The following is an 18742-nucleotide window of genomic DNA, read 5'->3' on the forward strand; positions in this document are numbered from 1 at the left end:
CCCTCCGGGGATCAGAAGTTGAACTGGTCGATGTTCTTCTTGTCGAACACGGTCGGCTTGCCGAGGCTGATCACGCCGTCCTTGCCGATGGTGTACTCGCCCATGTCACCGGCCTTGAACGTCTCGCCCTCCTTACCGGTGATCTGGCCCGAGGACAGCGCCACGGCCGTGCGCGCGGCCAGCTCGCCGAGCTTCGCCGGGTCCCACAGCTCGAAGGCGTCGACGGTGCCGTTCTTGACGTACTTGCGCATGTCGTTGGGGGTGCCGAGCCCGGTCAGCTTGACCTTGCCCTTGTACTTGGAGCCCGACAGGTACTGGGCGGCCGCCTTGATGCCGACCGTGGTCGGGGAGATGATCCCCTTCAGGTTCGGGTACTCCTGGAGCAGGCCCTGGGTCTGCTGGAAGGACTTCTGGGCGTCGTCGTCACCGTAGGCGACCTTGACGAGCTTCATGTCCTTGTACTTGGGGTCCTTGAGCTCGTCCTTCATGTAGTCGATCCAGGTGTTCTGGTTCGTCGCGGTCTGCGCGGCGGACAGGATCGCGATCTCGCCCTTGTAGCCGATCTGCTCGGCGAGCAGCTGCACCTCGGTGCGGCCGAGGTCCTCGGCGCTGGCCTGCGAGACGAAGGCGTTGCGGCAGTCGGGCTTGGTGTCGGAGTCGTAGGTGACGACCTTGATGTCGTTCTTCATGGCCTGCTTGAGCGCGGTGCACAGGGCGCCCGGGTCCTGCGCGGACACGGCCATCGCGTCGACCTGCTGCTGGGTGAGCGTGTTGACGTAGCTCACCTGGCCGGCGGTGTCGGTGGCGCTGGAGGGCCCGACCTCCTTGTACTTGCTGCCCAGTTCGGTGAGCGCCTTCTCGCCGCCCTTGTCGGCGGAGGTGAAGTACGGGTTGTTGACCTGCTTGGGCAGGAAACCGACGGTCAGGCCCTTCTTCAGCTCGGCGTTGGGGTTGGCCTTGGCGTCCGAGGCGGCGGAGGCGTTCTCGTCGCTGACGTCCTTCTTGGTGGTGCCGCCGCAGGCGGTGGCGGCGAGCGCGAGGGTGGTGACGGCGGCGAGGGCCGCGCAGGCACGGCGGATCGATGACTTGCGCATGGTGGGTTCCTTTGACGGAGCGGAGGGGCTGTGGAGTGCGCGGGGGGAGGTACGGCGTGGGGGTGGGCCGGAGGTCAGGGCGTAGGCGTGGGCGGTGCCTTGGACACCGGCACCGAGGCGGCTCGTCGGCCGGCCCGTGCCACCGCGATCTGCCGGGCGACCCGAGGGCCGAGCACGGAGAGAACAAGCAGGACGCCGGTGACGACGATCTGCGACTGTGCGGAAACGTCCTGCAGACTCATCACGTTCTGCAGAGCGCCGAGCAGGAACACCCCGGCGACGGCGCCGCCCAACGTGCCCTTGCCTCCGTCGAAGTCGATGCCGCCGAGCAACACGGCGGCCACGACGGAGAGTTCGAGTCCCGTGGCGTTGTCGTAGCGGGCGCTGGCGTAGTGCAGCGCCCAGAAGATCCCGGTGAGGGAGGCCATCAGGCCGGTCAGCGTGAACAGGATCAGCTTCTGCCGCTTGACGCGGATGCCCGCGAACCGTGCGGCCTCCTCGCTCGCGCCGATCGCGAACAACGACCGCCCGAACGGGGTGGCGTGCAGCGCGACCACGGCGATCGCGAGCAGCACCAGGAAGGGCAGGAAGGCGTACGGGATGAAGGTGTCCCCGACGCGTCCGGCCGCGAAGTCCAGGTACTGGGTGGGGAAGTCGGTCACCGCGTCGGAGCCGAGCACGATCTGTGCGATGCCCCGGTAGGCGGCGAGGGTACCGATGGTGACGGCGAGGGAGGGCAGCCCGAGCCGGGTGACGAGGAGGCCGTTGACCAAGCCGCACACCACGCCGAGGAGAAGGCAGATCGGGATGATCGTCTCGATGGCCATGCCCTGGTTCCACAGGGCTCCCATCACCGCGCCGGACAGACCGGCGGTGGAGGCGACCGAGAGGTCGATCTCGCCGGCGACGACGAGCAGGGTCATCGGCAGGGCGATCAGCGCGATCGGCAGGGTGTTGCCGATCAGGAACGACAGGTTGAGGGCGTTGCCGAAGCCGTCGACGGTGCCGAAGGACAGCAGCAGGACCACGATGAGGAGGGCGCCGACGACCGTGTCCCAGCGGACGGCGCGCGCGAGGGCGGAGTCAGCCATTGCGGGCGTTCCTCTTCTTCAGGGCGGACGCCACACGCAGGGCGACGATCCGGTCGACGGCGATGGCGAGGATGAGCAGGATGCCGTTGATGGCGAGCACCCAGACCGAGCTGACGCCGAGGGCGGGCAGCACGCTGTTGATGGAGGTCAGCAGCAGCGCGCCGAGCGCGGCGCCGTAGACGCTGCCGGAGCCGCCGGTGAAGACGACGCCACCGACCACCACGGCGCTGACGACGGTGAGTTCGTAGCCGTTGCCGGTGCCGGAGTCGACGTTGCCGAACCGGGCCAGGTACATCGCGCCGGCGAGTCCGGCGAGGGCGCCGCAGAAGGTGTACGCGGCGAGGATGCGCTTGCGGACGGGGATGCCGGCGAGCCGCGCGGCCTCCGGGTTCGAGCCGAGCGCGTACAGCTCGCGTCCGCTGCCGAAGTGCTTGAGGTAGTACGCCGTCGCCACGAGCACCGCGACCGCGATCAGCGCCAGCCACGGCACGGCGGAGATGCCGCCGGAGCCGAAGTTCACGAAGCCGTCCGGGAGGTCGGCCGCCGTGATCTGACGTGAGCCGACCCAGATGGAGTCGATGCCCCGGATGATGTACATGCTGCCGAGCGTGACGACGAGCGCGGGCACCTGACCGAGGCTGACGAGAAGCCCGTTGAGCAGGCCGAAGCCGATGCCCATCAGAACCGCCAGGAGGATGGCGACGACCGGGTTGCCGCCGCCCTGGAGGTAGGTGCCGGCGGCGAAGGCGCTGATGCCGAGCGTGGAGCCGACCGACAGGTCGACGTTGCGGGTGATGACGACCAGCGACTGACCGGTGGCGACCAGTACGAGGATGGTCGCGTTGAGCAGCAGGTCCTTGATGCCCTGCTCGGTGAGGAACTCGCTGTTGCCCAGCTGGGTGATGACGATCATCACCAGGAAGACGACCAGGATGGCGAGTTCACGCATCTTGAAGACGCGGTCGACCAGCCGGGTGCCGCTGGACTTGGGCACCTCGGCGGCGGGGGCTGGGTTGGGGGCGGTGACCGTCACGCGGCGGCCCTCCCCGTGGCTGCGGCCATCACGGATTCCTCGGTGGCTTCGGAGCGAGGGATCTCGGCGGTGAGGCGGCCCTCGTGCATCACGAGCACGCGGTCGGCCATGCCGAGGATCTCGGGCAGGTCGGAGGAGATCATCAGCACGGCCACCCCGTCGGCGGCCAACTCGCTGAGCAGACGGTGCACTTCGGCCTTCGTACCGACGTCGATGCCGCGGGTGGGCTCGTCGACGATCAACACCTTGGGGCCGGTGGCGAGCCACTTGGCGAGGACGACCTTCTGCTGGTTGCCGCCGGACAGCGTGTTGACGGTGTCGGCGATGCGCGCGTACTTGACCTGGAGCTTGACGGCCCAGTCGAGGGAGCGGCTGCGTTCGGCGCCGCGGTCCATCAGGCCGGCCTTCACGGTCGTCCGCAGGCCGGTCAGGCCGATGTTGCGCTCGATGGACATGTCCATCACCAGGCCCTGGGCGCGGCGGTCCTCGGGGACGAGGGCGAGCCCGGCGGCCATGGCGGTGGAGGGGGCGCCGTTCGTCAGCGCCTTCCCGTCGACCTCGACCTCGCCCGCGTCCCAGCGGTCGACGCCGAAGACGGCCCGGGCGACCTCCGTGCGCCCGGCGCCGACGAGTCCGGCAAGGCCCACGATCTCGCCGCACCGCACGTCGAAGGAGACGTCGGTGAAGACACCCTCGCGGGTCAACCGGCGTACGCTGAGCGCCACTTCGCCTGCCTCGACCTCCTGCTTCGGGTAGAGCTCGTCGAGGTCGCGGCCGACCATGCGGCGTACGAGGTCGTCCTCGGTCATGCCGTCGATCGGCTCGCTGGAGATCCAGGCGCCGTCGCGCAGGGTCGTGACCCGCTGGCAGATCTGGAAGATCTCCTCCAGGCGGTGCGAGATGAACAGCACCGCGGCGCCCTGCTCGCGCAGCGTGCGCACGACGCCGAAGAGGCGGGCGACCTCGCTGCCGGTGAGGGCGGCGGTCGGCTCGTCCATAATGAGGACGCGGGCGTCGAAGGAGAGTGCCTTGGCGATCTCGACGATCTGCTGGTCGGCGATGGACAGTCCGCGGGCCGGACGGTCGGGATCGAGTTCGACGCCGAGGCGCCGCATCAGGGCGAGGGTGGCGGCGTGCGTGGCCTTGTGGTCGATACGGCCGAGGGAACGCCTGGGCCGGCGGCCCATGAAGATGTTCTCGGCGATCGACAGGTCGGGGAAGAGCGTGGGCTCCTGGTAGATCACGGCGATGCCGGCGTCACGGGCGTCGGCCGGGCCGTGGAAGACGGTCGGCTCGCCGTCCAGCAGCACCTGGCCGGCGTCCGGACGGTGTACCCCGGCGAGCGCCTTGATGAGGGTCGACTTGCCCGCGCCGTTCTCACCGGCGAGGGCGTGCACCTCTCCGGGGAACAGCTCCAGGGACACGTCCCGCAGGGCGCGCACGGCTCCGAAGGACTTCGAGATGTCCCTGAGCGCCAGCACCGGGGCCGGACCCGTGTCGGACGGGTGGGTCATGGGGGCTCCTCGACAACGCCCGTGGGTCGGGCCTCACGGCGTCGTGAAAGGTTTCAACTGGGTTGCCGGGACGTTAGGCACGACTAGCAGGTGGCGTCAATGGGTACGGATCGAAATTCTTTCGATAGGGATTCGATAGGGCGAGGTCACATCCTGGTCACGACGTGCAGGCTGCGTCAGAGGGGTTGACAGGCATTCCGGGGGCTCTTAGCTTCACCTTCTGAATCGTTTCAGGCGGGCGCCCTTCCGGGCGACCGTCGCCCGTTGTCCGGACCCCGATGTCACAGGAGCCCTGAAGTGACCGAGCTCGCCGCGGTAAAGGCCGCGCTCAAGACCCAGGCCGTCGAGACGCCGTCGTGGGCGTACGGGAACTCGGGGACCCGCTTCAAGGTGTTCGCGCAGGCGGGTGTCCCCCGCACTCCGCAGGAGAAGCTGGACGACGCCTCGAAGGTGCACGAGTACACCGGTGTCGCGCCGACCGTGGCGCTGCACATCCCGTGGGACAAGGTCGACGACTACGCGGCGCTCGCGAAGCACGCCGAGGACCGGGGCGTGAAGCTGGGCGCGATCAACTCCAACACCTTCCAGGACGACGACTACAAGCTGGGCAGCATCTGCCACCCCGACGCGGCGGTGCGACGCAAGGCCGTCGATCATCTGCTCGAGTGCGTCGACATCATGGACGCCACGGGTTCGAGCGATCTGAAGCTGTGGTTCGCCGACGGGACGAACTATCCCGGTCAGGACGATGTGCGGGGCCGCCAGGACCGGCTCGCCGAAGGACTCGCCGAGGTGTACGAGCGGCTCGGCGAGGGGCAGCGGATGCTGCTGGAGTACAAGTTCTTCGAGCCCGCCTTCTACACGACGGACGTCCCGGACTGGGGCACCGCCTATGCCCACTGCCTGAAGCTCGGGCCCAAGGCGCAGGTCGTGGTCGACACGGGGCACCACGCGCCGGGCACGAACATCGAGTTCATCGTGGCGACGCTGCTGCGGGAGGGGAAGCTCGGCGGGTTCGACTTCAACTCGCGCTTCTACGCGGACGACGACCTGATGGTGGGGGCCGCGGACCCCTTCCAGCTGTTCCGGATCATGTACGAGGTGGTGCGCGGGGGCGGGTTCACGCCCGAGGTCGCGTTCATGCTCGACCAGTGCCACAACATCGAGGCGAAGATTCCGGCGATCATCCGGTCGGTGATGAACGTGCAGGAGGCCACCGCCAAGGCTCTGCTGGTGGACCGGGAGGCGTTGGGTGCGGCTCAGAGGTCCGGTGATGTGCTCGGGGCGAATGCCGTGCTCATGGACGCCTACAACACCGATGTGCGGCCATTGCTTCGTGAGGTGCGGTCGGAGATGGGGTTGGACCCCGACCCCGTTGCGGCGTACGCCGCGTCCGGGTGGGCGGCGAAGATCGTTGAGGAGCGGGTTGGTGGGGAGCAGGCGGGCTGGGGGGCGTGATCGCTGGATCCCGTCTGCCGAGTAAGGCCGGCTGCAGACCGCGGGTTGGTTGTGGCTGGTCGCGCAGTTCCCCGCGCCCCTGAAAGGGGCGCCCCCAGCACCCCACGCCCCTTCGGGGCTCTGTATGACGTACGCACTCTTCTTGAAGGACTGATCACCACATGGCACCCCACCCCGAAGCCGCCGCCCTCCTCGCACGCTCGCACCGGCTGGGCGCCGATCCCCGTAACACCAACTACGCCGGCGGCAACACGTCCGCGAAGGGCAGCGAGACCGATCCCGTGACCGGGGGTGACGTCGAGCTGATGTGGGTGAAGGGGTCCGGTGGTGACCTCGGGACGCTCACCGAGGCCGGGCTCGCCGTGTTGCGGCTCGATCGGCTGCGGGCGCTCACCGAGGTGTATCCCGGTGTGGAGCGCGAGGACGAGATGGTGGCCGCGTTCGACTACTGCCTGCACGGGAAGGGTGGTGCGGCTCCCTCCATCGACACCGCCATGCACGGGCTGGTGGACGCGGCCCACGTCGATCATCTGCACCCCGACTCCGGTATCGCGCTCGCCTGTGCGGCCGACGGGGAGAAGCTGACCGCGGAGTGCTTCGGGGACAGCGTGGTGTGGGTGCCGTGGCGGAGGCCGGGGTTCCAGCTCGGGCTGGACATCGCCGCGGTGAAGGCCGACAACCCGCAGGCCATCGGGTGCGTCCTCGGTGGGCACGGGATCACGGCGTGGGGTGACACCGCCGAGGAGTGCGAGCGGAACTCGCTGCACATCATCCGGACCGCGGAGACCTTCCTCGCCGAGCGGGGCAGGCCCGAGCCCTTCGGGCCCGTCATCGAGGGGTACGGCGCGCTGCCCGAGGCCGAGCGCCGGGAGCGGGCCGCCGCGCTCGCGCCTTACGTCCGGGCGATCGCCTCGCAGGACAAGCCGCAGGTGGGGCACTTCACCGACTCGGACGTGGTGCTGGACTTCGTGGCCCGAGCCGAGCACCCGCGGCTCGCGGCGCTGGGGACGTCCTGCCCCGACCACTTCCTGCGGACCAAGGTGCGGCCGCTGGTGCTGGACCTGCCGCCGGGCGCACCGCTCGACGAGGCGATCGCCCGGCTGGCCGAGCTGCACGCCGAGTACCGCGAGGAGTACGCCGCGTACTACAAGGGCCACGCTCTGCCCGACTCCCCCGCCATGCGCGGCGCCGACCCGGCGATCGTGCTGATCCCCGGCGTGGGCATGTTCTCGTACGGCAAGGACAAGCAGACCGCCCGGGTGGCCGGCGAGTTCTACGTCAACGCGATCAACGTGATGCGCGGGGCCGAGGCCGTGTCGACGTACGCGCCGATCGAGGAGTCGGAGAAGTTCCGCATCGAGTACTGGGCCCTGGAGGAGGCCAAGCTCCAGCGGATGCCGAAGCCCAAGCCGCTCGCGACGCGGGTCGCGCTGGTGACGGGTGCGGGCAGCGGGATCGGCAAGGCCATCGCGCACCGGCTCGTGGCCGAGGGGGCGTGTGTCGTCGTCGCCGATCTGAACGCGGAGAACGCCGCCGCCGTGGCCGAGGAGCTGGGCGGGCCCGACAAGGCCGTCTCCGTCACCGTGGACGTCACGGACGAGGAGCAGATCGCCGCCGCCTTCAAGGCGGCGGTGCTCGCCTTCGGCGGTGTCGACCTGGTCGTGAACAACGCCGGCATCTCCGTCTCCAAGCCGTTGCTGGAGACGACCGCGAAGGACTGGGACCTCCAGCACGACATCATGGCCCGCGGTTCCTTCCTCGTCTCGCGCGAGGCGGCCAGGGTGATGATCCAGCAGAAGCTCGGCGGTGACATCGTCTACATCGCCTCGAAGAACGCCGTCTTCGCCGGTCCCAACAACATCGCCTACTCCGCCACCAAGGCCGACCAGGCCCACCAGGTGCGACTGCTGGCCGCCGAGCTGGGCGAGCACGGCATCCGCGTCAACGGGGTGAACCCGGACGGCGTCGTGCGCGGCTCCGGGATCTTCGCCGGAGGGTGGGGCGCCAAGCGCGCCGCGGTGTACGGGGTCGAGGAGGAGAAGCTGGGCGAGTTCTACGCCCAGCGGACCATCCTCAAGCGGGAGGTGCTGCCGGAGCACGTCGCGAACGCCGTGTTCGCGCTGACGGGCGGGGACCTGACGCACACCACGGGGCTGCACGTCCCGGTCGACGCCGGCGTGGCCGCCGCGTTCCTGCGGTGAGTACGCCCATGAGTACGGCTGTGAAGGCCTTCGCCGCGGTGGACCTCGGCGCGTCCAGCGGGCGCGTCATGGTCGGCCGGGTGGGGGCCGACTCCCTCGCGCTGACCGAGGCCCACCGCTTCCCGAACCGGCCGGTGCGGGTGCCGGAGGGGCTGCGGTGGGACGTCCTCGCGCTGTACGGGGGCGTGCTCGACGGGCTGCGGGCCGCCGGTGCCCACTGCGGCGGGCGGCTCGACTCCGTCGGCATCGACAGCTGGGCCGTGGACTACGGTCTGCTGGACGCCGACGACGCCCTCCTCGGCAACCCGGTCCACTACCGCGACACGCGCACCGAGGGCGTCGCGGAGAAGGTGTGGGCCACGCTGCCCGCCACCGAGCTGTACGCGGCGACCGGGCTGCAGTACGCGCCCTTCAACACCCTGTACCAGCTCGTGGCCGCCCGCTCCTCGGCCCAACTCGCCCATGCCAAGCGCCTGTTGCTCATCCCCGACCTGCTGACGTACTGGCTGACGGGCGAGCCCGGCACCGAGCTCACCAACGCCTCGACGACCCAGCTGATCGACCCGCGGACCCGTGACTGGGCGTACGACGTGGCGGCCCGCCTCGGCATCGACCTGGAGTTGTTCGCACCGCTGCGGCGCCCCGGGGACCCGGCGGGGTTGTTGCAGCAGCGAGTGCTGGAGGAGACGGGGCTGACCGGTCCGGTGCCGGTGACGACGGTCGGCTCGCACGACACGGCGTCCGCGGTGGCCGCCGTCCCCGCGACCGGTGAGCGCTTCGCCTACATCTGCACGGGCACCTGGTCCCTGGCGGGCCTGGAGCTGGACACGCCGGTCCTCACGGAGGAGAGCCGGGCGGCCAACTTCACCAACGAGCTGGGCCTGGACGGCACGGTCCGCTACCTGCGGAACATCATGGGGCTGTGGCTCCTCCAGGAGTGCCTGCGCGAATGGGGTGAGACGGATCTCGGTGAGCTGCTGCGGGCGGCGGGCGAGGTGCCCGCGCTGCGGTCGGTCGTGGACGCGGGGGACGACTCGTTCCTGGCGCCCGGCCGGATGCCCGAGCGGATCGCCGAGGCGTGCCGGGAGTCGGGGCAGCCCGTGCCGGGGACTCCCGCCGAGATCACCCGCTGCATCCTCGACTCACTCGCCCTGGCCCACCGCCGGGCGGTCGCCGAGGCCCAGGAACTCGCCGACCACCCGGTCGACGTGGTCCACGTCGTCGGCGGCGGCACCCGCAACGCGCTGCTCTGCCAGCTCACCGCCGACGCCTGCGGGCTCCCGGTGGTGGCGGGCCCGGCGGAGGCGGCCGCGCTCGGCAACGTCCTCGTCCAGGCCCGGGCCCAGGGGCTGGTCGGCGACCGTGCGGCGATGCGGCGGCTGCTGGCCGATACGCAGCCGCTGGAGCGGTACGAACCCCGGGGCGACACGGCGGTGTGGCGCGCGGCGGAGGCCCGGCTCACCGGCCGGTGAACGGGCCTCCATGACGGGCCGCCCATGACCGGGGCCCCGCCCACCGTCGCCCGAATCCGGTGGGCGGGGCCCCCTCCAACACGCCGGACGCCGACGCTCGCGGCCCGACCCGCGGGAGGACCCACGGCGGACGCATCGGGGACGCACGGGCGGGCCCCCTCCCCGTCGGCGCGCGCACGTCGTAACCTGCACTCATCCGATGATCGACCTCAAGGAGCCGCGATGCGTGTCGCCCTGTTCCTGACCTGTGTCAACGACACGCTTTATCCGGACACCGGCCGGGCCGTGGTGAAACTGCTGACCAGGCTGGGCGTCGACGTCGACTTCCCGATGGGCCAGACATGCTGCGGGCAGGCGCACTACAACACGGGCTACCGGCATGAGGCGGAGCCGCTGGCGCGGCAGTTCTCCGATGTCTTTCGCGACTACGAGGCGATCGTGACACCGTCCGGGTCGTGCGGGGCGATGGTGCGGGAGCTGTATCCGCGCATGGGTGAGCGGGCGCGCGCGGAGGGGCGCGGGGACACCCTCGCGCGCACGCTGGCGCCGGTCGTGCCGAAGACGTACGAGCTCACCGAGTTCCTGGTGGACGTGCTGGGGGTGACGGACGTGGGCGCGTACTACCCGCACACGGTGACGTACCACCCGACCTGCCACGGGCTGCGGAGCCTGGGTCTGGGCGACCGGCCGCGCCGGCTCCTGAAGGCGGTCAAGGGGCTCGAACTGCGCGAGCTGCCCGGCGCCGACGAGTGCTGTGGCTTCGGCGGCACGTTCGCGGTGAAGAACTCCGATGTCTCGGCGGCCATGGGAACGGACAAGGTGCGCAACGCGGAGTCCACCGGCGCCGAGGTGCTGTGCGCGGCCGACAACTCCTGCCTGATGCACATCGGCGGCACGATGACCCGGCTTCGGACCGGGATGCGTCCGGTCCACATCGCCGAGATCCTGGCGAGTACGGAAGAGGAGCCCCTGGGATGAGCGGGACGTTCGTCGGGATGCCGGCGTTCCCGAAGGCGGCCCACGAGGCCGTCAACAACACGACGTTGCGCGGCAACCTCCGCCACGCCACCCACACCATCCGCGCCAAGCGGGCCAAGGCGGTGACCGAGGTCTCCGACTGGGCGGAGCTGCGCGAGGCGGGCAAGCGGATCAAGGACCACACGCTCCGTCATCTCGACCGCTATCTCGTGCAGTTGGAGGAGTCGGTCACCCGGGCGGGCGGTACGGTCCACTGGGCGGCCGACGCCGACGAGGCCAACCGGATCGTGGCGGACCTGGTGAAGGCGACCGGCGAGAGCGAGGTCGTCAAGGTCAAGTCGATGGCCACACAGGAGATCGGGCTGAACGAAGCCCTGGAGGCCGAGGGCATCCACGCCTACGAGACCGATCTCGCCGAGCTCATCGTGCAGTTGGGCAAGGACCGGCCCTCCCACATCCTCGTCCCGGCGATCCATCGCAACCGCGGCGAGATCCGCGACATCTTCGCCCGCGAGATGGGCGAGTGGGGCCGCCCGGCGCCGGAGGGCCTCACCGACACGCCCGCCGAACTCGCCGAGGCCGCCCGGCTGCACCTGCGGGAGAAGTTCCTGCGCGCGAAGGTGGGCATCTCGGGCGCCAACTTCATGATCGCGGAGACGGGCACGCTGGTCGTCGTGGAGTCCGAGGGCAACGGCCGCATGTGTCTGACCCTCCCCGAGACCCTGATCTCGGTCGTCGGCATCGAGAAGATTCTGCCCACCTGGCAGGACCTGGAAGTGTTCCTGCAGACCCTCCCTCGCTCGTCGACGGCCGAGCGCATGAACCCGTACACGTCGATGTGGACGGGCACCACGGACTCGGAGCAGGCCGACGGCCCGCGCACCTTCCACCTGGTCCTGCTGGACAACGGCCGCACCGACACCCTCGCCGACGAGGTCGGACGCCAGGCCCTGCGCTGCATCCGCTGCTCGGCGTGCCTGAACGTGTGCCCGGTGTACGAGCGGGCGGGCGGCCACGCGTACGGCTCGGTCTACCCCGGCCCGATCGGCGCCATCCTGAGCCCCCAACTCCGGGGCACGGCCAGCGAGATCGACGCCTCGCTCCCGTACGCGTCGTCGCTGTGCGGTGCCTGCTACGAGGTGTGCCCGGTCGCCATCGACATTCCCGAGGTGCTGGTGCACCTGCGGGAGCGGGTCGCGCAGGGCGGCCTGGTCACCGAGCGGGGCAACAAGGTGGTGCTCAAGCCCGCGAAGGGGCACGCCGCCGAGCGTGCGGCGATGCGTGCGGCCCGCTGGGCGTTCAGCCGCCCGGGCGCCCTGCGCACCGGTCAGCGGCTCGCGTCCCGCACCCGACGCTTCCATCCGCGCGCGCTGCCGGGCCCTGGCAAGGCGTGGAGCGGGAGCCGCGACCTCCCCGCCGTACCCGCGGAACCGTTCCGCGACTGGTGGCAGCGCACGAACGGCGGAAAGGAGAGCGGCAAGTGAGCAGCAGGGAAGCGATCCTGGGCCGCGTCCGGCGCGCGCTCGCGGACGTACGACAGGACGACACGCCGTACAACCAGGCGGTGCAACGCGACTATCTCCGTGAGCACGGCGAGCGGAGTGCGGCGGATACTGTGGATCTGCTGGCCGAGAACCTGGCCGACTACCGGGCCCTCGTGCACCGTTGCACGGACGGGGAACTGCCGGGCGTGATCGGGCGGCTGCTGGCCGAGCGGGGCTCGCGGAGTGTGCTCGTGCCGCCGGAGCTGCCGACGTCGTGGCTCGCGGGCGTCGACGCCCCGCTAGTTGAGGACCGTGCGGAGAGCACCCCGCACGAACTGGACCGGGTCGACAGCGTGGTGACGGCCTGTGCCGTCGCGATCGCCGAGACCGGCACCATCGTCCTGGACGGCTCCCCCGACCAGGGCCGCCGCCGCATCACCCTCGTCCCCGACCACCACATCTGCGTCGTACGCGTCCCCGACCAGGTCGTCTCCTCGGTCCCGCAGGCCCTCGAACGCCTCGACCCGGCCCGCCCGTTGACCTGGATCTCCGGCCCGTCGGCGACCAGCGACATCGAGCTGGACCGGGTCGAGGGGGTGCACGGGCCGCGCACCCTGGAGGTGGTTCTCGTGACCGGGAGCGCCGACTAGGACGTCAGCCGTCTTTCCGACCGAGCACTACGGCTTGCGCGCCACCCCGCCGAAGTGCGTCACGTCGACGATCCCGCTCCCGTCGCCCGACGGTTCCGGACGCCACCGTGAGCAGGAGACGAGACCCGGATCGACCAGGTCGACGCCCTCGAACAGGGTGAGCAGTTCCTCGCGCGTCCTGAGGGTCATGGGCGCCGAGCCCTGGCTGTTCCAGTAGCGCACCGCCTCCGTCATCGCCTCGCCGTCCACCTCGGTGGTGGGGTGGGAGATCACCAGATGGCTGCCGGACGGGACGGCGTCCAGGAGCCGGCGTACGACGGCGCGGGCTTCGTCGTCGTCGATGATGAAGTTGACGACGCCGAGCATCGTGATGGCGACCGGGCGGCTGAGATCCAGGGTCCGGGCGGCGCGTTCCAGGATGGTGTCCGGGTCGTGCGCGTCTGCCTCGATGTAGGCCGTGGCTCCCTCGGGTGTGCTGGTGAGCAGGGCGTTGGCGTGCCGGAGGACGATCGGGTCGTTGTCCACGTACACGATCCGGCAGGCGGGGTCGGCCCGTTGAGCGACCTCATGGGTGTTGTCGACGGTGGGCAGCCCCGAGCCGATGTCGAGGAACTGCCGGATGCCGGCCTCGCCCGCGAGGTACCGCACGGCGCGTGCGAGGAACTTCCGGTCGGCCACGGCGGAGCGGGGCAGGGCGGGCACGAAACTCAGGATCTGGTCGCCGACTTCCTGGTCGACCGGGTAGTTGTCCTTGCCGCCGAGCCAGTAGTTCCAGATCCGGGCGGAGTGCGACACGTCCGTGCGGAGCCCTGAGGGGTTCGTGGGGCGTTCGTCCGTGGGTGACGTGTGATCTGCCATGCCGTCGGCCTCCGTACGGTCGTCGCGATCAGTACGTGCCCAACGTAGACGCCCGCTCACCGGGGGGTGACCGGTTCGCCTGGACAGGGTTTGTCGCCCCCGCCGCCCCTACCCGTCCCATCCCCAGGGCTCCGCCCCGGACCCCGCTCCTCAAACGCCGGAGGGGCTGAATTGTGCGGGCAACTGCACGGTCTTCAGGGGCGCGGGGAACCGCGCGACCAGCCACACCCAACCCGCACCAACCCACCCACCCCGACCATCCCCCACCCGGGGACCTGGGGGCGGGGCCCCCAGGGAAGGAATGGGACGGGTAGGGGCGGCGGGGGCGAAAGATGCCGTTGCGGTGGCCCCCGGCGGGCCCCCGCCAGGGTGTCGCTGACTACACCCCCCGATACGGGTTCTGCGCCCAATGTGCCTGCTTCCCGTCCTCCGTAGCTTCGTTGGCGAGGCACAGGGCGTGCCGGGACGGGGAGGAACGAGATGTTTCGGCGAAGGCGCAACGGGCGGGGCACGCCCGGCACGGGACCCGCCGCGGAGGCGCTCCGGCTGGTCAAGGTCAGCAGGACGTACGGCAGCGACGACAGTGCCGTGACGGCGCTGGACGAGGTGACGCTCAGTCTGGCGAGGGGAACCTTCACCGCGGTGATGGGGCCTTCGGGGTCCGGCAAGTCCACGCTGCTCCAGTGCGCGGCGGGACTGGACCGGCCCGACCGCGGCATCGTGGTGGTCGACGGCACGGAGATGACGGGAGACAGCGAGGCCGCGCTGACCCGGTTCCGTCGGGAGCGGATCGGGTTCGTCTTCCAGCAGTACAACCTGTTGCCGACGCTGACGGTGGCCCAGAACACGGTCCTGCCGCTGAAGCTGGCCGGGCGCCGGGTCGACCGGGCGCGGGCGAAGGAGGTCCTGGCGTCCGTCGGCCTGGGTGACCGGCTCGGGCACCGGCCCGACCAGCTCTCCGGCGGGCAGCGGCAGCGGGTGGCGATCGCCCGGGCACTGGTCACCGATCCTCGGGTGATCTTCGCGGACGAGCCGACCGGCGCGCTGGACACACGGAGCGCGCGCGAGGTGCTGGGGCTGCTGCGGGATGCCGTACGGACGCACGGGCGGACGGTGGTGATGGTGACGCACGACCCGGTGGCCGCCTCGTACGCGGACTCCGTGGTGTTCCTCGCCGACGGGCGTCTCGTGGGCGAGATGCGGGCGCCGACGGTGGACGCGGTCGCGGAGCGGCTGGCGCACCTGGGCGACGACGTGGCGTTGGGGGTCTGAGCGATGTTCGTGCTGGCGATGCGTTCGATCCGGCAGCGGCCGGGGCGCTTCATGGCGACACTGCTGTCCGCGTTCCTGGGCGCGGCGATCATCATGACCTTCAACTCGTTGCACGACACGGCCGGGCAGCGGGGTGTCGACTCCGTGAGCGCGGAGACGCTGTCCACGGCGGCGGGAGTCGTCGGCGGGTACGGCACGCTGCTGGTGTTCTTCGCGGTGGCGTCCACACTGACGGTGAACGTCCGTCAACGGGCCGCCGAGATCGAGCTGTTGCGCTGCTCCGGGGCAACTCCGGGGCAGATCAAGCGGATGGTGGTCGGGGAGTCCGTGGCGGTCGCCCTGATCGGGGCGGTCCTCGCGGTCGCGCCCGCGATGCTCGGCGGGCGGCTGCTGCTGGACGTGTTCCAGGACAGCGGGCAGGTCGCCGACTCGGTCTCGTACTCCTTCGGTCCCGTCGCCCTGATGACGGGTTTCGACATCACGCTGCTCGCGACGGCGGGCGCGGCCTTCCTCGCCGTACGGCGGGCGACGCGCCGGCGGCAGCCTCGGGGCAGGGCGCGGACGCTGCTCGCGTACGCCGCGCTGGTCGCCGGTGGTCTGGGGGTGTGCTCCACGTTCGCGTTCTCCGCGACGGACGCCGCGCTGATGGCGCCTGCCGCGTACGGGGCGATCCTGCTGTCGGTGGGGTTCGCGCTGCTCTCGCCGCGGCTGCTGTCGGGCCTGCTGGGCCTGCTGCCCCTGACGGGCGCGAGCGGCTGGCTGGCCGTCCGGCAGCTCCGGGAGCGCGCGGGGCAACTCTCCGGTGTGCTCATGCCGTTGATCCTCTTCATCGGCATGGCGACAGCAACGCTGTACATGCAGGGAGTCGAGAGCGACGCCATCGAGGCGTCCGGTGTGCCCAAGTCGGTCGACGCGAAGAACCTGGAGACCCTCAACCTCACGGTCGTCGGCATCATCGTGGTCTTCGCCTGCGTCATGCTGATCAACTCGCTGTACGCGGCGACGACGTACCGCCGCCGTGAGTTCGGACAGCAGCGGCTGGCGGGGGCGACGCCCGGTCAGGTGCTGGGCACGGTCGGTGTGGAGGGGCTGGCGCTGACGGCGACCGGTGTCCTCCTCGGCACGGTGGCCGGGCTCGCCGGGATCCTGCCCTTCACGATCGTCCGCACCGACATGGTGTGGCCGCATCAGGGCCTGGGTGTCTGGCTCGGCATCGTCGCGGTCGCGGCGGCTGCGACGCTGGGCACCAGCCTCGGCACGGCCCGGCGGACACTGCGGGCTCCGGCGGTGGAGGCGGTGGCGGTGGTCGCGTGAGCGAGTGGTCGCGTACGGCAGAGGGCGGTCGCATCCGGCGGCCGCCCGTTGCCCACTGCTCGTTGCTCGTTGCTCGTTGCTCGTGACGCGACAATGATGGTGACCGTCACACCGTCAAGATCATCAAATCTCTCGCCAGTCAACAGGTTGTGCGATTAGGTTGGTTGATGTTCGCTACGGCCGACCCGGGGAGAACCCATGCGACATGACCGCCCGTTGATCAACAGCAGCGTGCCGCACTCGGCCCGGATCTGGAACTACTGGCTCGGCGGCAAGGACTGCTACGAGATCGACCGGCAGGTCGGCGACGAGATCCGCAAGGTGAACCCGGAGATCGTCGACATCGCCCGCGCCCAGCGGGCGTTCCTGCGCCGTACGGTCACGCACCTCACCACCGAGGTCGGCATACGCCAGTTCCTCGACGTCGGCACCGGCCTGCCGACGCTGGACAACACCCATGAGGTCGCCCAGCGGATCGCACCGGACGCGCGGATCGTGTACGTGGACCACGACCCGGTCGTGCTCGCGCATGCCACTGCCCTGCTCAACAGCACGCCCGAGGGCGCCACCGCCTACGTGGACGCCGACTTGCGCGACCCGGACGTCATCCTGCGGAGCGCGGCCGACACCCTGGACTTCGAGAAGCCGATCGCGCTGGTGATGCTGGGGATCGCCGCGCACGTCCCGGACGACGGTGTGTACGGGATCGTCGGGCAGCTCTTGGACGCGCTGCCGTCCGGCAGCCACCTCGTGTTCTGCGACAGCACGGAAGTGTTCCAGCCGGAGGCCATGCGAGCGATGATCGAGCGCTGGAACGAGGCGAGCGACAACCCGCGCACGAATCGCACCCCTGAGCAGCTGGCCCGTTTCTTCGACGGTCTCGATCTGCTGGACCCCGGCCTGCTCTCCGTCGCCCAGTGGCGCCCGGAGCCGGTCGACGCCCATCTGCCGACCGAGGTGGACAGCTTCGGCGCGGTGGCCCGCAAGCCGTAGACAAGACCGTAGAGCGGTGCGCGTGCGGCTGGTCACGCCGTCGGTTCGCTCTCCGCGAGGGCCTTCGCGGCGACGCCCAGGTCGGACACCAGCCCCGCGTACGCGGCCTCCCGGTCCTCGTCGGAGGCGCGCAGGATCGCCGACGGATGGAGGGTCGCCACGACGTACGCGCCCTCCTCCTCGCCGGGCATCCGGAGCAGGGCGCCACGGTCCTTCGTGACCCGGAAGGAGCTGCCCATCAGGGCCTTGCCGGCGGTCGCCCCCAGGGCCACCACGACGTCGGGCCGCAGCAGGTGCAGTTCGGCCCGCAGCCAGGGGCGGCAGGCGGAGACCTCGTGCAGGTCCGGCGCCTTGTGGATACGGCGTTTGCCGCCCGGGGCCACGGTGAACTTGAAGTGCTTGACCGCGTTGGTCACGTACGCCTCGTCGCGGTCGATGCCGGCGTCCTCCAGCGCCTTGCCGAGGAGCCGCCCTGCCGGTCCGACGAAGGGCTCGCCCCGCTTGTCCTCCTGGTCCCCGGGCTGCTCGCCGACCAGCACGATGCGGGCGGAGTCGGAGCCCTGGCCGAAGACGGTCTGGGTGGCGTTCTCGTACAGGGGACAGCCCTGGCACTGCGCGGCGGCACGCCGGTGCGCGGCGAGGCCACCGCTGCGGGGCAGATACGGCCCGGCATCGTAGGCCTGGCTGTCCCTCATCGGCGCCTTCGTGGTCTTCGAGGGACACATGCGCCGTCACCTCCATCCGCCCGAGTACCCCCTCCGGCCCGGCGAAAGCGTCGGGACGGCCCCCCGAGATGCGGACAGACGCTCGGCGCAGTGCCATGGAGACAAGAGACGGCTCGCGTCACCCGGGAGGGACGATGCCCTCACAGATCCATCCGGAAGGCAATGGACTCCCGGAGGCGGCGACCGACGCCACCGAGCGGATCTTCGAGCTCGAGGAGGAGGTCCACCAGCTCAAGGAGGCCGTCACCTCGCACGCCGTCGTGGACCAGGCGATCGGCATGATGGTCGCCTGGGGCCGGGTCACGCCCGACCAGGGCTGGTCGGTGCTGCGGGAGGTCTCTCAGCACACGAACATCAAGCTGCGCAACATCGCCGAGATGATCATCATCTGGGGCCGCAACGGGGAACTGCCGCCGGACATCCGGGCCGAGCTGGAGGACACCCTCGACCGCTACGGACCGACCCATTTCCCGGAGGAGCCGACCACGCGCCAGGTCTAGTGATCGGGGCCCCCTGAAACGCGTCGGAGTCGCCCGGGCGACGCCCCCCCCGCTGGGGAGAGGACAACGCGGTAAAACACTAACAATGATAATGTTTGGGGTTGG

16 protein-coding genes are annotated in these 18742 nt (G+C 70.5%); 10 read left to right on the forward strand and 6 right to left on the reverse strand.

Annotated features, from left to right (window positions below):
* Window positions 1-11: 11 nt before the first annotated feature.
* The 4 genes from rhaS to AB0959_RS23315 all read right to left on the reverse strand — a co-directional run bounded on the left by rhaS (window position 12) and on the right by AB0959_RS23315 (window position 4732).
* Window positions 12-1094, reverse strand: a complete 1083-nt coding sequence (gene rhaS, locus AB0959_RS23300) for a rhamnose ABC transporter substrate-binding protein (protein WP_366828392.1) — start codon at window positions 1092-1094, stop codon at window positions 12-14.
* A gap of 74 nt (window positions 1095-1168) precedes the next feature.
* A complete protein-coding gene (locus AB0959_RS23305) occupies window positions 1169-2185 on the reverse strand; it encodes an ABC transporter permease (protein ID WP_366828393.1) in 1017 nt (338 codons plus the stop codon).
* The gene (locus tag AB0959_RS23310) at window positions 2178-3218 is read right to left on the reverse strand and encodes an ABC transporter permease (RefSeq protein ID WP_366828394.1); all 1041 of its coding nucleotides are present in this window, start codon (window positions 3216-3218) and stop codon (window positions 2178-2180) included. Before AB0959_RS23310 ends, AB0959_RS23305 begins: the two co-directional genes overlap by 8 nt.
* Complete coding sequence (locus AB0959_RS23315) at window positions 3215-4732, reverse strand: sugar ABC transporter ATP-binding protein (RefSeq protein WP_366828395.1); 1518 nt, start codon at window positions 4730-4732, stop codon at window positions 3215-3217. Before AB0959_RS23315 ends, AB0959_RS23310 begins: the two co-directional genes overlap by 4 nt.
* Window positions 4733-5029: 297 nt before the next feature.
* On the opposite strand from AB0959_RS23315, the gene rhaI reads away from it, so the two are divergent.
* The 6 genes from rhaI to AB0959_RS23345 all read left to right on the forward strand — a co-directional run bounded on the left by rhaI (window position 5030) and on the right by AB0959_RS23345 (window position 12975).
* Window positions 5030-6190, forward strand: coding sequence for an L-rhamnose isomerase (rhaI, locus tag AB0959_RS23320; protein WP_366828396.1), 1161 nt, complete (start codon window positions 5030-5032; stop codon window positions 6188-6190).
* Between the two features lie 161 nt (window positions 6191-6351).
* Window positions 6352-8391, forward strand: a complete 2040-nt coding sequence (locus AB0959_RS23325) for a bifunctional aldolase/short-chain dehydrogenase (protein ID WP_366828397.1) — start codon at window positions 6352-6354, stop codon at window positions 8389-8391.
* 8 nt (window positions 8392-8399) lie between these two features.
* Window positions 8400-9863: a rhamnulokinase family protein gene (locus tag AB0959_RS23330; protein WP_366828398.1), complete on the forward strand. Its 1464-nt coding sequence runs from the start codon at window positions 8400-8402 to the stop codon at window positions 9861-9863.
* Between the two features lie 222 nt (window positions 9864-10085).
* Window positions 10086-10841, forward strand: coding sequence for a (Fe-S)-binding protein (locus tag AB0959_RS23335; RefSeq protein WP_366828399.1), 756 nt, complete (start codon window positions 10086-10088; stop codon window positions 10839-10841).
* The gene (locus AB0959_RS23340; RefSeq protein WP_366828400.1) at window positions 10838-12325 is read left to right on the forward strand and encodes a LutB/LldF family L-lactate oxidation iron-sulfur protein; all 1488 of its coding nucleotides are present in this window, start codon (window positions 10838-10840) and stop codon (window positions 12323-12325) included. Before AB0959_RS23335 ends, AB0959_RS23340 begins: the two co-directional genes overlap by 4 nt.
* Window positions 12322-12975: a lactate utilization protein C gene (locus AB0959_RS23345; protein ID WP_366828401.1), complete on the forward strand. Its 654-nt coding sequence runs from the start codon at window positions 12322-12324 to the stop codon at window positions 12973-12975. Before AB0959_RS23340 ends, AB0959_RS23345 begins: the two co-directional genes overlap by 4 nt.
* A 27-nt stretch (window positions 12976-13002) precedes the next feature.
* On the opposite strand, the gene AB0959_RS23350 is transcribed toward AB0959_RS23345, so the two are convergent.
* A complete protein-coding gene (locus tag AB0959_RS23350) occupies window positions 13003-13833 on the reverse strand; it encodes an SAM-dependent methyltransferase (RefSeq protein ID WP_366828402.1) in 831 nt (276 codons plus the stop codon).
* Between the two features lie 480 nt (window positions 13834-14313).
* Here AB0959_RS23350 and AB0959_RS23355 point away from each other — a divergent pair, with 480 nt between their 5' ends.
* The 3 genes from AB0959_RS23355 (at window position 14314) to AB0959_RS23365 (ending at window position 17412) form a co-directional block, all read left to right on the forward strand.
* Window positions 14314-15105, forward strand: a complete 792-nt coding sequence (locus tag AB0959_RS23355) for an ABC transporter ATP-binding protein (RefSeq protein WP_366828403.1) — start codon at window positions 14314-14316, stop codon at window positions 15103-15105.
* Between the two features lie 3 nt (window positions 15106-15108).
* Window positions 15109-16419 (forward strand): FtsX-like permease family protein, encoded by a 1311-nt coding sequence (locus AB0959_RS23360; protein ID WP_366828404.1) that lies wholly within the window; start codon window positions 15109-15111, stop codon window positions 16417-16419.
* Between the two features lie 198 nt (window positions 16420-16617).
* Entirely contained in the window at window positions 16618-17412 is a 795-nt protein-coding gene (locus AB0959_RS23365; RefSeq protein WP_366828405.1) for an SAM-dependent methyltransferase, read from the forward strand.
* Between the two features lie 32 nt (window positions 17413-17444).
* Here AB0959_RS23365 and AB0959_RS23370 read toward each other — a convergent pair whose 3' ends face one another.
* Window positions 17445-18107 carry a UdgX family uracil-DNA binding protein gene (locus tag AB0959_RS23370; RefSeq protein ID WP_366828406.1) on the reverse strand — a complete coding sequence of 221 codons (663 nt, stop codon included), beginning with the start codon at window positions 18105-18107 and terminating at the stop codon, window positions 17445-17447.
* Between the two features lie 164 nt (window positions 18108-18271).
* Here AB0959_RS23370 and AB0959_RS23375 point away from each other — a divergent pair, with 164 nt between their 5' ends.
* Window positions 18272-18637 (forward strand): ANTAR domain-containing protein, encoded by a 366-nt coding sequence (locus AB0959_RS23375; protein ID WP_366828407.1) that lies wholly within the window; start codon window positions 18272-18274, stop codon window positions 18635-18637.
* Window positions 18638-18742 lie beyond the last annotated feature (105 nt).

The sequence above is a fragment of the Streptomyces sp. NPDC046862 genome, from assembly GCF_040704615.1.
Taxonomy (GTDB): Bacteria; Actinomycetota; Actinomycetes; order Streptomycetales; family Streptomycetaceae; genus Streptomyces.